We start from the raw sequence: 14,132 nt of genomic DNA on the forward strand, positions 1-14,132 counted from the left end.
TTGCGTTATACGCCGTGCTGCAACTTGCGAATATCGGCCATTACCTTCTCCAGATCGACTTCGCTCACATTATCTATGCCCTCGCAAATATTCATCAGGAGTTCATCCTGCGCATTCCCGCGTCGGCGAGCCTCGGAATACGGCATATCCTCTCGAAACGTAACCATCGAATATTTTGAATAGTAGTCGGGAAACTCGTGTTCGAGCCGCGTCTCGAGCTCTCGTTTGCGCTGAAAGACCGGATTCGCAGTTGCATCGCGCATCTCATAAAAATTCTCTTCCGCGAGGTCAGCGATGGCGTCGGTGTTGACCTTTCGCAGCTCGCCATATTGTTCGAAGATCGATGCCCATTCGATCTCGCCGCCACCTGATGTCGACGTTTGCGGCATTTGCCCGTCGATCAATCCCGCGAGGACCCGAACGTCCTCGAAAGAGCAATTCATTCCCTGCCCGTAAAACGGCACGACCGCATGTGCCGAATCGCCGAGCAGCAGCACTTTCCCGTCAACATTCCACGGCCAACATTTTACCGTTCCAAGTTGTCCCGTCGGATTCGCGAAGAAATCCTCGGCAAGCGTCGGCATCAAAGGGACCGCATCCGGGAATTCACGGTTAAAAAATTCGAGCAATGTAGCTTCATCAGTAAGCGTTTCAAAAGAAATCTCTCGTTCATCGCCGTCCGTTAAAACAGGCTGCTCAGACTTGTGGGCCAAGAACAGCGTGCAGGTAAAACTGCCGTCGAAATTCGGCAGTGCGATCATCATAAATCGATGCCGCGGCCAGATATGAAGAGCGTTCTTTTCGAGCAAGAACTCACCGTTAGGCCCCGGCGGAATATGCAGTTCCTTGTAACCGTGATCGAGAAAGACCGACAAGTACTGGAACTCCGGCATCTGCCGCTGCATCGCCTGACGGATCGGCGATCCCGCACCGTCCGTGGCGAAAACCGTGTCCCCTATGATCGTCTTTCCGGTATCGAAACTTATTTCGCCGCTTAGCGTGTCGAAGTCCGCGCATCGCTCATTAAAGACAAATCTCACGTTCTCGTGCTTCTCAGCCTCATTCATCAAGGCGATGTTCAGCCCCGAACGCGAAACGGAATTTATGTATTCGCCTTCGCGGCCGCTGTATGGCAGCAGCTTAGTATTTCCCGCGGCGTCGTGGATCATGCGGCCATACATCGGAACTGCCTCGGCAAGCATGTAATCGTCCATCCTGACCTCGCGAAGTGCGGCTATACCGCGATCGGAAAGCGCGAGATTTATCGAACGTCCCGCTTCGACTATGTCCTTGCGCATGTCGCCGCGGGCCTCGAATACATTCACGCGAAACCCTCGGCGTGCGAGATAAATTGAAAGAAGCGAGCCCGCCAGGCCCGCTCCTATGATGGTTATGCTGCGTTCTGACATCTGTTGTCTAGGCGATCTTTTCCACGCGAACTGCCGTCACTTTGAACTCCGGCGCAAGCGTAAAGCGATCTCGGACGGGGCTCGTCGCGTAGTTCAAGAATACTTTTGGATCGTGAAACGTTGCAAAAAGCTCCCCATGTTTCACTTTCTGCGAAATGGTGACCGGAATTTCGGCCTTCCCGTGTGCACTTCGCATTACTACACGTTCGCCATTCGAGAGCCCGAGCCGTTCCGCATCGTCCGGCGACATCATCAATTCATCTGTGGGACGAAGCTCGACATTCGGCGTCCGCATCGTCATCGTACCGGCGTTGAAATGATAAAGAGCCCTGCCTGTCGTCAGCATGAACGGAAAGTCGTCAGATACGGCCTCAGGCGACGGGCGATATTTTATCCGCCGCAGCGATGCCCGTTTGCCGATAGAGAAACTGTCGCCATGCAGCACCGTCTCGCCGGGATGATCTTCGTCGGGACACGGCCATTGCAGCCCGTGATGATCGATGCGCGGATATGAAATGCCGCGGCCCGCGGGCCACACCGCTCGGATCTCATTCCAGATATCCTCAGCGGAGGCGAAGTCGAAATATTCGCCTTTGCCCATCGCCTTCGCCACATCGCAGACGATCTGCCAATCGGTTCGGGCATTGCCGCGAACTTCGACGGCCTTTCGGATACGCTGAACGCGGCGTTCGGCATTCATAAATGTTCCGTCCTTTTCGAACGAAGATGCCGCTGGAAAGAACACGTCAGCGAACCGCTTTGCGGTCTCGTTCAGAAACATGTCCTGGACTATACAGAACTCGAGCCCATCGAAGGAACGCTCCGTTTCATGCGAATTAGCGTTGGACAGGAACACGTCGTAACCGATCGCCCACAGTGCTTTCAGCTTGCCCGCTTTGGCGGCATCGACCATCTGGAGCTGATTCAGCCCCTTCGATTCGGGCACACGCGTCTGCCAGACAGATTCGAAAAGTTCACGGCCTTCTTCCACCGCGATCGAACCCGTCAGAATGCCCGGATCGCAGCCCATGTGTGCGGAACCCTGCACATTATTCTGCCCGCGGAGCGGATTAACGCCCGTCCCCGGCTTTCCGATGTTGCCCGTCAGCAACGCAAGATTGACGACGGTCATCACGCCCTCGGTTCCCTGCAGATGCTCCGTCATTCCGAGGCCGTGCAGCGACATCGCGGGCTTTGCGGTCGCATACAATCTGGCCGCAGCCCGAATGTCCTCGGCCGTAACACCGCATCGCTCCGCTACAGCTTCCGGCGAATAGTCGGCGACAAAGTCGTGATACTGCTCAAATTCATCAACACGCTCCGCTATGAAATCAGCGTCGGCCAGGCCTTCGTCGATGATCGCGTGAGCGAGTGCGTTGAACAGCAAGATGTTCGTTCCCGGCCTCAGCTGCAGATGGATGTCTGCGTACTTTGTAAGCTCGGTCTTTCGCGGGTCGATAATGATCAGGTTCGCACCGCCATTGACGACTGCCTGCTTGATGCGAGCTCCCGGTATCGGATGATTCTCGGTCGGATTAGCACCGCAAAGCAAGATGGTCTTTGCTACCTCTATGTCATCGAATGAATTCGTCGCCGCACCGGTGCCGAGCATCATCTTCATCGCCGCAGCGGTCGGCGTATGGCAAACGCGGGCACAGCAATCCACGTTGTTCGTGCCTAACGCGACCCGCGCGAATTTCTGTGCAATGTAATTCTCTTCATTCGTCGCTCGGGCCGAGCCCAAAACAGCAACGCTGTCCGATCCGTGTTCGGCGACAAAGCCGCTTAGTTTATCAGCGGTAAATCTGATCGCTTCATCCCAAGTGACGACACGCCACTCGCCGTTCTCGCGGATCATCGGCTCGGTAACTCGGTCGTCGGCATCATTGAATCCGAACGCATATCGCCCTTTAACGCAAAGATGGCCGCTGTTTACGGGTGCGTCGTTCACAGGCCGCACCTGCACCATCTTGCCGCCGCGCGTTCCGACCTCCATCTCGCAACCTGTCCCGCAATACGGGCATGTCGTACGGGTCCATTTATCCGCTGAGCCATTGATAAGCACCGACCTGTCCTCGAGAGCTCCGGTCGGGCAGGCATCGGAACAAGCACCGCAGGAAACACAGGAACTTTCGCCAAAAGCACCGAAATTGTCCGGCACCACCGACGAATGTTCTCCGCGGCCCGCAACCTGCCAAACGTATTGTCCCTGCACCTCGTCGCAAATGCGGACGCAAGCATAGCAATCGATACACCGTGCCATATCGACGCGAATGTAAGTGTGTGAATCGTCAACAAGGTGCCCGTTCACGTTCGACGCAAAATCCGCGGCCGTCAGCCCGTATTTCATTGCGAGGCGATGAAAAGGTTTGTCAGGAAACTGCTCGAACGCCGAAACGGGATATGACCGAGCCAGCATTCTGAGGTTCCATTTGCGTGTCTCCTCGATCTTTTCGGAATGAGTTGCGACCGTCATTCCGTCAGCGAGTTTTGCGGTACATGAAGCCGTCTCCCGCGACGAACCTGATGCTTCAACCAAGCACATCCGGCACGCCCCAACCGGTTTCAAACGTGCATCGTCGCACAGCGTCGGGATCTCGATCCCGCACGAACGGGCAGCCTCGAGGATCGAAATGTCGTCGGGAAATTCGCGTGTTGTTCCGTTTATGGTCGCCCTGATCATAATTTCAGACGAGCACAAGGTTCGTGTTTGCCTCTACCGGATCTCGCGCCGACCGGCAGAACTCTTTGTGATCTAACCTCTAGTTTAGCGCAGACAGTCCTCGAGAATCTCACAAAAGCGGCTAACATCCTCAAAAGTGTTATAAAGCGGCACGGGGGCGACACGAATCACGTCCGGCTCGCGCCAGTCAGCGAAAACCCCGCGGCCTGTGATCGCTTCAAACAGACTCTTGTCTGCATTCCGTACACGGATCGATAGCTGACAGCCGCGTTGCGCAGGATCGGAGGGTGTAATGATCTCTATGCGGTCCGACTCGATCTGACGAAGCGAGCGCTCAAGATAGCCGGTGAGTGCGATCGACTTTTCCCTAAGAGCGGGCATCGTTGCCCCGTCAAAGATCTCGAGCGATGCTCGCAGAGCCGCAAGCTGAAATATGGGCGGATTTGAAAGCTGCCAGCCTTCTGCACCGGCAAGCGGAACGAACTCCGGTCCCATCAGAAAACGCGTCTCCTTATCGTGTCCCCACCAGCCGGCGAATCGCGGCAGATCGAACGACCGAGCATGGCGTTCGTGAACGAACGCTCCCGCAATGCCGCCAGGACCGGCGTTCAAATACTTGTACGAACACCACGCCGCGAGATCGACGTCCCAATCGTGCAATCGAAGCTCCAGATTTCCCGCAGCGTGTGCCAGATCGAACCCGACAACACAGCCCTTTTTGCGGCCGGCCTCCGTGATCGCCCGCATATCGAAAGCCTGACCGGTGTAATAATTCACGCCGCCGAGCATTATCAATGCGATCGAATCGCCCTCGCGGTCGATAGTTTCGAGAATATCATCGGTCCGCAGACATGATTCTCCCTGACGGGGAACCAATTCTATCAACCCATCTCTGTGTCTCTGCGTCTCTGCGGTGTGAAATCTTATCTGCGATTCGACCGCATATTGATCCGATGGAAAAGCACCTTTTTCGATAAGGATCTTGTATCTTTCGGCAGTCGGCCGATAGAAGGACACCATTAACAGATGCAGATTGACGGTCAGCGAATTCATCGAGACGACCTCGACCGGCTTTGCGCCGACCAGCCGTGCAAGCGGGTCAGTTACAAACTCGTGATAAGGCAGCCACGGATGCCGAGCGTGCAAATGCCCCTCGACGCCTAAGCGAGCCCAGTCGTCCAGTACTTCTTCGATATATTTGCGGGCGGTCTTTGGCTGCAGCCCCAGCGAATTTCCGGTGAAATAGACCGCATCACGGCCATCGTATTTCGGGATCAGAAAGTTCTCGCGAAATTCCCGCAGCGGATCTGATTCGTCCATCGATGCCGCAAAATGTACTGTCTCCTGAATTTCGGTCATCTAGGTTGTCGTAAACGCAGAGCGATCTATGCCCAGCCAATTGAGAGCAGCTCCATGTAGGAGCATTTCGATGATCAACTCATCATAGGGCATTGATTCTATTAGACTTCCGGGTTCCAATTCGCCGAGTGGGAAAGGGTAATCGGTCCCGAGCATTACCTGATCGGCGCCGACCAGTTTTATCAGATAGTCCAGCTTTGCCTTTCCGTGAACGAGCGAATCGAAGTACATCTTGCTTAGATATTTGCGCGGACTGTGCGGATTGTCCGGGAAAAGGTCAGGGCGGACATTGAATCCATGTTCTATGCGGCCGATGGTCGCAGGGAACGAACCGCCGCCATGCGCAAAACAAATTCTCAGACGCGGACATTTTTCCAATGTTCCCGCAAAAATCAGCGAGCAAATGGCCCGCGAAACTTCCGCAGGCATACCGACCAGCCACGGCAGCCAATATTTCTGCATGTGCTCCTCGCCCATCATTGCCCACGGATGCACGAAAACCGACATTCCGAGTTCTTCGCACGCTTGGAAGAATTCCAGGAACTGCGGCTCGCCCAGATTCAGCTGATTTACATTCGTTCCGATCTGTACGCCGGCCATGCCGATCTGTTTGCAGCGTTCAAGCTCTCGTATAGCCAATGCTGTATCCTGTATCGGAATGGTACCCAAGCCGACGAACCGCAAAGGAAATTCGCTGACGATCCCCGAAATATGGTCGTTTAGAAACTTTGAAATTTCGAGGCCGTGTTCGGGCTCTGCCCAATAGCTGAACATCACCGGCACGGTCGAGAGGACCTGTACGTTGACACCGTGAGCGTCCATTTCCTCGATGCGCTTCGCCGGATCCCAGCAATTCGATTCGATGTCGCGAAACTGCTTGCCGTCGTCCCGCACCATATGTGCCGAGCACGGCTGATAATGATCCAGATAAATAAAACCGCCGTACCCGAAACGGTCTTTCCACGCGGGGATGTCTTTAGGAAGTATGTGCGTGTGAACGTCTATCTTGAGCACGTCAACATTTTGTCATTAAACGCTGCTCAATGAAAATCTACTATTGTTGGGTCAGCAACCTAGAGCTTTCCGATAGCGATGCCGTCCGGTGTTTTCCCAACCGCGGCTTTTGCGATGACCGCTCCGGTCTCCATGTCTATCTTTAGAACGACATCCTCACTCGATGCCGTCACATATGCGATCTTGCCGTCCGGCGTAAAGATCAGCCCGAGCGGCGAGCTTCCGAGTTTGATACGCTTCGTTTCCTTTCGGGTCGCAGCGTCGATGATGATCAGTTCTTTTGTATTCGGCATCGTCGCCATCACGAACTTGCCGTCCGGCGTGAACCGCACACGATACGGCCGCTCACCCAGCTTTACACGGTCAATCACTTTATTCGTGGCCGTGTCGATAACGTCGATGCCTGCGTCGCCATTCAAACCGGCCCAGACCTGCTTGCCGTCCGGCGAGATGTCGATCGCCTCAGGCTGCTTGCCGACGGGAATATGTGTCGTCTTGGACGCCGCGGGCGGGACGTTGTTGAACTCGATCGCCGTAACCGTGTCAGAGCCGATGTTTGGGGTATAGATCTTCTTTTGGTCAGCCGAGACGACGACCATATGCGAAACCGACTGACCCGTACCGATCAGCCAATCGACCTTGCCGGCAGCAATGTCATAGCGGCCTACTGCATTATTCGCTTCCGCTGACAAATAAATTTTTCCTCCTAACACGACCATGCCGTGCGGACGCATCAGCGGCATCAGGTCAAAACGCTTTAGTTCCTTCTGCGTCGCGACGTCAAAGATAGCCAGCATACTTCCCGGCTGCTGCGTGCCGTAGATCGAAACGAACGCAGTCTTGCCGTCAGCCGACGTGACGACCTCGTGCGGCCCTGACGCGGTCGGCACCGTCGCGAGCAGCTTCATTTCTTTCGCATCGACGAATGACATTGTTGATTCACCGCGATTGACGATGACCAGAATGTCATTTGCCAAAGCGGCACTCGTCAAAAAGACAGATAACAACAAAACTGCGATGGTTCTGAACATATTTCTCTTACCTCTCGGCCCGTAATTATCTTACGGGGAGAAGTTTGGTTTGGTTTCGTTATCGTAGTGGCTGGGTCAAGAAACGACCGGCGGTGGCTCCATCACAGAACCGCATGCCTTGCAGGTGCGGAGGTCTTCTGAACCGTAGAATTTCTTGAATACACCCTGGAACTGTGTCGTGATGTCGCCGAGTTGGAAATATTCTTCGTAGAGCTTTTCGTTGCAGTTCTCGCAGAACCATAGAAGGCCGTCGAGCTCGCCCTCGCGGCGTCTGCGTTCGATCACGAGTCCGATGGTGTTTTCGCCCCGGATCGGGTTATGCGGAACACGCGGCGGCAGGAGGAACATCTCACCTTCGCGTATCGGAACATCGACCGCCTTTCCGTCTTCCTGAATTTTCACGAGCAGATCGCCCTCGATCTGATAAAAAAGCTCTTCGCCCTCGTCCCAGTGATAATCTTTACGGGAATTCGGCCCGCCGACGACCATCACGATGAAATCCTCGTCCTGATATACGCACTGATTCCCGACCGGCGGCTTGAGCAGATGCCGGTGCTCGTCGATCCATTGTTTGAAGTTGAACGGGCGACGGATCATACGGCAATTATAACTCAGAAAGTTTTTCAACCGTACGCCAGTTTCGTGCGGTTACGGCGACCTTTAATTTCTTTTCGATAAAGCTTTTTCCGAGCAGGCTATTGGCAACACTCATTGGCAAATGGCAATAGATCTCGCGGCCGACGATGGCGAAACGCTCGGGCGGCTCGGCAGCTTCCAATAGCTGGCCCGCCTTGTCGTCGGGCATTTCCTCACGCAAGAACAGCACGTGCATCTCCTTGTGGCTTTCGAATTCCCCATCGAAGGGATTCGAGGCGATGATCCGCTCGATGTTCGCCTGCAAACGCACCATTACTGGCACCGATCTGCCGAATTCAGTCTCGATCGCTTTCTCGATCACGCCAACCAGATCGCCCTCGAATCCGTCGCTATCAAATCCGACGTTGCCGCTGTTAATATACGTCACGACATTCGCAAGCCCTGCCCGATCGAGGCAGGGCCTGAGGTCCGACATCTTTAACATCGTATTACCGCCGACGTTGATACCACGGAGCAGTGCGACGTATCTAGGCATTTTTCATATCGATGACAAACCGATACCGCACGTCGGCTTTGATAGTGCGGTCGTAGGCTTCTTCGATCCGATCGGGCGAGATGACCTCAACATCTGCGACCACGCCGTGCTCGGCACAGAAATCGAGCATTTCCTGCGTTTCGGTGATGCCGCCGATCAGCGAGCCTGCGATCGATTTGTTGCCCATGATGATCGATGCCTGATGTATCGTCGCGGGCAATTCGGGCATACCGACGACCACAAGGACGCCGTTCAGCCCGACCATGTTGATATACGGATTAAGGTCGTGATTGGCAGAGACGGTATCGATTATAAGATTGAAACTGTTCGCAAGCGGTGCCAGGTTTTCGGGGTCGTTCGTGACCACAAAATTATCCGCTCCCAACTTGCCCGCATCTTCAGATTTGCCGGGCGACGTGCTGAAAACCGTAACCTCTGCACCCATGGCTTTCGCGATCTTCACTGCCATGTGGCCCAAGCCGCCAAGGCCAACCACACCGACACGCTGCCCCGGCCCAACGCCGAATTTCTTCAGCGGTGAATAGGTCGTTATTCCTGCACAAAGCAGCGGTGCGACGCCTGAAAGGTCGCCCGTAGCATTCACTTTCAGTGCATAGTTCTCGTCAATAACGTAATGTTTCGAATAGCCGCCGTATGTCGGCGTGGTGCGATCCATCTCGGTGCCGTTGTAGGTCATCGCCATGCCGTTCATGCAGTACTGCTCAACGCCGAAATCGCACGGGACACATTCACGGCAGCTGTCGATAAAACAGCCGATACCCGCAATGTCACCTACTGAGAACTTCGTCACAGCATCGCCCACCTGAGTCACGCGGCCGACGATCTCGTGCCCGGGCACCATCGGGTACATCGCCGGCATCATGTCGTGCCATTCATCTTTTGCAAGGTGAATGTCCGAATGGCAGATTCCGGCATATTCGATGTCGATCAAAATATCATTCTGACCGACATCCCGGCGTTCGAATTCGAACGGTGAAAATGTAGCGCTTGCGTCATGTGTTGCGAAACCTTTTGTTTGGATCATTTCTTCCTCTTAAGTTGTTTATTCGATCGTTGCTATAACTTTTAATTCGATGGCGATCGGCGTCGGCAAACTGCTGATCTCTATCGTCGTCCGGCACGGCTGGTTGTCGGCAAAATACTCCGCGTAAAGCCGATTATACGCCGGGAAATCGGCTTTCATATTCGTAAGGAACACCGTTACATCTACTATGTTATCCCACGAAGAACCCGCGTCCTCTAAAATGTATCTTACATTTTGAAATACTGAGCGACATTGGGTTTCGATGTCATAAGATATGATCTCACCGATTTCATCGAGTTCTACGCCCGGTATCTTTTTCGCCCCCAGTTCGCGAGGGCCGACGCCTGAAAGAAACAACAAATTCCCCACGCGGCGTGCATGCGGATAAAGGCCGACCGGTTCGGGTGCTCGTTCGGAGTTCAACTTTTCTGCATCGCCACCGCTCATAGCCGCCGTAAAGACCTCAGTATTCGCTCAGTATCTGCCAGCGAGATCATTGCCAGATCGTCCGAAGCCTCATCATATCCATACATGCCGATGTAATGCCAATCGAGACGCCCTACCTGAAACCACTCGGTCATGACATAGTTCTCCAACTTTTTATTCTCGTCGGGATCGAACGGTTCATATAGAAGATATATCTTTCCTAGCGGCGTTGAGATCGTTTTTGCCCCCTCATACATCAGGTCGCCGAGTCCATCGAATCCTGCTTCGAACGCAAACCGCTGTATCTTGCCGTTCGGCAGAGTCCGCGAATAGATGATAACGAACTCGCGATCCTCGATCACCACTCCGCGGCCGAGCCGCGACTTGATATTTTCGACCTTGAAACCGGCAGGTACCCAAGTAGGCAATGCGATCTGCAGCACCTGCTTGGCGACGATCATTTGCTCAATGTGGGCCTTAGAGACGCCGGGGAACTTTTTCATCGCCGCTTGAACGCTTGCCTTTGACTGGGCAGAGGCGGCCGCAGCCAGTGAAAACACAATGACGCCGAATAAGAATATTCTCTTCATGAAATTACTTGGATCTTTCAGCCCAGATCTGCACCAGATTGACCAACATCTCCGTCGATTTCTCTAAACCGCGTCGCGAATTCCATTCCAGCTTGCCGTGGAAGTTGTGCCCGCCTGTGAACAGGTTCGGCGTCGGCAACCCTCGGGCCGTCAAACGCGAACCGTCAGTTCCACCGCGAATAGGTTTCATCTTAGGTTTCACACCGGCACGCGTGGTGGCCTCCTTGGCATATTCGACAAGTTTCGGATGATCCTTGAGAACCTCTTTCATATTCAGATATCCCAATGCGCTCGAATATTCAACGCGAACATTTGGGAATTTGATGCGGACGGCCTCGGCCATTTGTCTGAGCATATTCTCTTTTGCCTCGACGCCGCTCAGGTCGAAATCGCGGATCAGTACCTTGACGGTCGATGTCTCGACATCCAGATTCGCAATGTAAGGATGCACAAACCCGACACGCTCTGATGTGGTTTCAGGCAGCATATTCGGTGGAAATCGCGTGAGAAAATCTGCTGCGGCGTATGCGGAATTGACCATGATCCCTTTCGCGTAGCCGGGATGTGTCGATTTGCCGTGGAATGAAAGAGTTGCGGTACGTGCCGACCACGTTTCGTCCGATATCTCGCCCAGTTCGCCGCCATCTACCGTGTAAGCATACTTTGCACCCCAGCCTTCGATATCGAAAAGGTCCATCGGCCCGCCGACCTCCTCGTCCGGCGTGAACGCGACCGCTATGTTGCCGTGTTTTAACTGCGGATTGTTGCGGAGAATGTCGATCATCGTCATTATCTCTGCGATGCCCGATTTATCATCCGAACCAAGCAGCGTCGTGCCGTCCGCCGTGATAATGTCGTCGCCGATGAGATCTTTGAGAGCAGGATTTTGTTCGACAGTGATGACCTGCGTCTTATCGTTCGGCAAAACGATGTCGCCGCCCTGATAGTTTTTATGGATGATCGCGTTCACATTCGCACCGCTAACCGCCGGCGAGGTGTCCATATGAGAAATAAAACCGATCGTCGGCACCTTGCTGTTGTCCGCCAGATTGCCCGCGACTAATCCGTACACAATGCCCTCTTTGCTGATACGAACGTTCTGTACTCCGAGAGCCTTCAGCTCGCCCTCGAGCAAACTTGCGAGCACCAACTGCTTCTCGGTGCTCGGAAATTTCCCGGCTTCCTCGGCGGATTGCGTATCGATCTTCACGTAACGGAGAAACCGATCCATCGCGGATTCGGTCGGCGGTTTTGTTTGAGCGGGTACCGCGGAAAACATTACTAACGACAACAACAACGTAAAAAATAATTTCATATCGATTTACCTATATCTTTACACAAACATTCTTCTCTTCCGTAAAGAACCGCAACGCTTCGAAGCCGCCTTCGCGCCCCACGCCGCTGTCTTTTACGCCGCCGAATGGTGTTCGCAGGTCGCGGAGCATCCAACAATTTACCCAGACGATGCCGGACTCGAGTTTAGCTGAGATGCGGTGAGCACGCGAAAGGTTTTCGGTCCAGAGAGTTGCGGCGAGACCGTAACGGACGCTATTGGCAAACCGGAGAACTTCATCTTCGCTATCGAAAGGCATTATCGTCACGACCGGACCGAATATTTCTTCCTGATTCGTGCGGCAATCGTGCGAGAGGCCTTCGATGACAGTCGGCTCGATAAAGAAACCGCGTAGAGGCTGGCCGCCCGCTGACGCAGGAGGTTCTGACACGCTGCCACCGCATAATATTGTGCCGCCCTCGGATTTCGCTAGCTCGACATACGAAAGGATCTTTTCGAAGTGCTGTTTTGAGACGATGGCTCCAACGTCTGTCGCCGGATCGTTTGGATCACCGACTTTTAGTGCTGCAACACGCGCGACGAAATCCGTTTTGAACTTTTCATAGAGTGGCCGTTCGACGAATATCCGCGAACCGCAGAGGCAGATCTCGCCTTGATTTGAGAACGACGAACGCACCGTAGTTGCCAGCATTTCTTCGTAATTGCAATCGGCGAAGATGATGTTCGGATTCTTGCCGCCGAGCTCGAGCGAGAGTTTCTTGAACATCGGTGCGGCGACGCGTGCGATCTCTTCGCCGGTCTTTGTGCCGCCGGTAAACGAGATGGCTTTGATATCGCGATGCCCGACGATCGCCGAGCCGACCTTTGGCCCGGTGCCGTGGACGATGTTCAGAACGCCCGCGGGTAATCCGGCTTCGATACAAAGCTTAGACAACATGAACGCGGTCATCGGCGTGACCTCAGACGGCTTGGCGACGACGGTGCACCCCGCGGCGATCGCCGGAGCGATCTTCCACGTGAATAAATATAGCGGCAGATTCCAGGGTGAAATGCAGCCGGCGACGCCGAGCGGTTGCCGCAAAGTGTAATTGATCGCGTGAACGCCGCCCGCACCAAATGTCTCGTGCGATTCGTTCGCGAGGTGCATCGCGGCAGTCGCGTAAAAACGAAAATTCGCCGCCGCACGCGGTATGTCCACCATGCGTGCCAGCGACACGGGCTTGCCCTGATCCGTAGATTCCGCCTGAGCGAGCGGCTCCAGATCGCGTTCGATGAGCGAAACGAGCCGCATCAGGATCGCATACCGTTCCTCAGGCGGAGTCGCCGCCCACGCCGGAAACGCCGCAGACGCCGCGTCCGCCGCCAGGTTCACGTCGCGATCATCCGAATCCGGTATCTGCGAATAAACCTCGCCCGTCGCCGGCTGATAATTATCAAAATACTCGCCGGAAGCCGGTTCAACCATCTCGCCGCCGATGTAATTGTCTATTCTCATTTCAGAACCGCCTGCTGCTCAGATCAGACCTTCGCATACGTCAGGCCCGATTGACCCTGATACTTGCCGCCGCGGTCGGCGTAAGAAACGCCGCAGTCTTCGTCGGATTCGAAAAATAGTATCTGGCCGATGCCTTCGTTGACGTAAACGCGAAGCGGCAGATTTGCGAGGTTTGCGATCTCAACGACGAGGCGGCCGGTCCAGCCGGCTTCTAGCGGCGTGGTATTGACCAGCAATCCTGCACGAGCGTACGTCGATTTGCCTAGAGCGACGCCAGTCACGTTTCGCGGCATCTTGAAAGTTTCGACCGTCACGCCGAGCCCGTAATGATGGCCCGGCAAGATGTAATATTTCGAACCGTCCTCGGCCGTCTGCAGCTCGGGTTCGATCAGCGAATACTGCTCGTCAAAACGCTTCGGGTCGATCTCTTTGCCGTGGACTGACGAGAAAATACGAAAGCCGTCGTCCGCCAGCCGCATATCGTAGCCGTAGCTTGAACAGCCCGCAGATATTATCCTGCGGCCGTCGATCTCGCGGACAAGTTCAGGCAAAAACGGCGAGATCATTTCCTGCTCTTCGGCCATCCGACGCAGCCAGATATCAGATTTAATGGTCATAAAAAATGGCGATAAACCCGAACAGTTTATCACCAAA

The 14,132-nt window shown here is 54.4% G+C and carries 13 protein-coding genes; all 13 read right to left on the reverse strand.

The features are described 5' to 3' along the window. Positions 1–5 precede the first annotated feature (5 nt). Positions 6–1,409: an FAD-dependent monooxygenase gene (locus IPM50_05140; protein QQS33964.1), complete on the reverse strand. Its 1,404-nt coding sequence runs from the start codon at positions 1,407–1,409 to the stop codon at positions 6–8. A 7-nt stretch (positions 1,410–1,416) separates the two neighbouring features. Further along, positions 1,417–4,092 (reverse strand): formate dehydrogenase subunit alpha, encoded by a 2,676-nt coding sequence (gene fdhF, locus IPM50_05145; GenBank protein QQS33965.1) that lies wholly within the window; start codon positions 4,090–4,092, stop codon positions 1,417–1,419. Positions 4,093–4,176: 84 nt separating this feature from the next. Beyond that, positions 4,177–5,451: a kynureninase gene (gene kynU, locus IPM50_05150; GenBank protein ID QQS33966.1), complete on the reverse strand. Its 1,275-nt coding sequence runs from the start codon at positions 5,449–5,451 to the stop codon at positions 4,177–4,179. Next, positions 5,452–6,465 carry an amidohydrolase gene (locus IPM50_05155; protein QQS33967.1) on the reverse strand — a complete coding sequence of 338 codons (1,014 nt, stop codon included), beginning with the start codon at positions 6,463–6,465 and terminating at the stop codon, positions 5,452–5,454. Between the two features lie 59 nt (positions 6,466–6,524). Then, the gene (locus tag IPM50_05160; protein ID QQS33968.1) at positions 6,525–7,496 is read right to left on the reverse strand and encodes a YncE family protein; all 972 of its coding nucleotides are present in this window, start codon (positions 7,494–7,496) and stop codon (positions 6,525–6,527) included. 75 nt (positions 7,497–7,571) lie between these two features. Beyond that, on the reverse strand, positions 7,572–8,093 hold the full coding sequence (locus IPM50_05165) for a 3-hydroxyanthranilate 3,4-dioxygenase (protein QQS33969.1): 522 nt from the start codon (positions 8,091–8,093) through the stop codon (positions 7,572–7,574). 7 nt (positions 8,094–8,100) lie between these two features. After that, complete coding sequence (locus IPM50_05170; protein QQS33970.1) at positions 8,101–8,628, reverse strand: DUF1697 domain-containing protein; 528 nt, start codon at positions 8,626–8,628, stop codon at positions 8,101–8,103. Beyond that, on the reverse strand, positions 8,621–9,673 hold the full coding sequence (locus tag IPM50_05175; protein QQS33971.1) for an NAD(P)-dependent alcohol dehydrogenase: 1,053 nt from the start codon (positions 9,671–9,673) through the stop codon (positions 8,621–8,623). The genes IPM50_05170 and IPM50_05175 overlap by 8 nt, the downstream gene beginning before the upstream one ends. An 18-nt stretch (positions 9,674–9,691) precedes the next feature. Next, positions 9,692–10,120 (reverse strand): RidA family protein, encoded by a 429-nt coding sequence (locus IPM50_05180; protein QQS33972.1) that lies wholly within the window; start codon positions 10,118–10,120, stop codon positions 9,692–9,694. After that, positions 10,117–10,689, reverse strand: a complete 573-nt coding sequence (locus IPM50_05185) for a hypothetical protein (protein ID QQS33973.1) — start codon at positions 10,687–10,689, stop codon at positions 10,117–10,119. The genes IPM50_05180 and IPM50_05185 overlap by 4 nt, the downstream gene beginning before the upstream one ends. Before the next feature lie 4 nt (positions 10,690–10,693). After that, a complete protein-coding gene (pepT, locus tag IPM50_05190) occupies positions 10,694–11,968 on the reverse strand; it encodes a peptidase T (protein ID QQS34464.1) in 1,275 nt (424 codons plus the stop codon). Positions 11,969–12,014: 46 nt separating this feature from the next. Then, a complete protein-coding gene (locus tag IPM50_05195) occupies positions 12,015–13,478 on the reverse strand; it encodes an aldehyde dehydrogenase (protein QQS33974.1) in 1,464 nt (487 codons plus the stop codon). 23 nt (positions 13,479–13,501) lie between these two features. After that, positions 13,502–14,095 carry a dCTP deaminase gene (locus tag IPM50_05200; GenBank protein ID QQS33975.1) on the reverse strand — a complete coding sequence of 198 codons (594 nt, stop codon included), beginning with the start codon at positions 14,093–14,095 and terminating at the stop codon, positions 13,502–13,504. Positions 14,096–14,132 lie beyond the last annotated feature (37 nt).

It is taken from the genome of Acidobacteriota bacterium (assembly GCA_016700075.1).
Taxonomy (GTDB): domain Bacteria; phylum Acidobacteriota; class Blastocatellia; order Pyrinomonadales; family Pyrinomonadaceae; genus OLB17.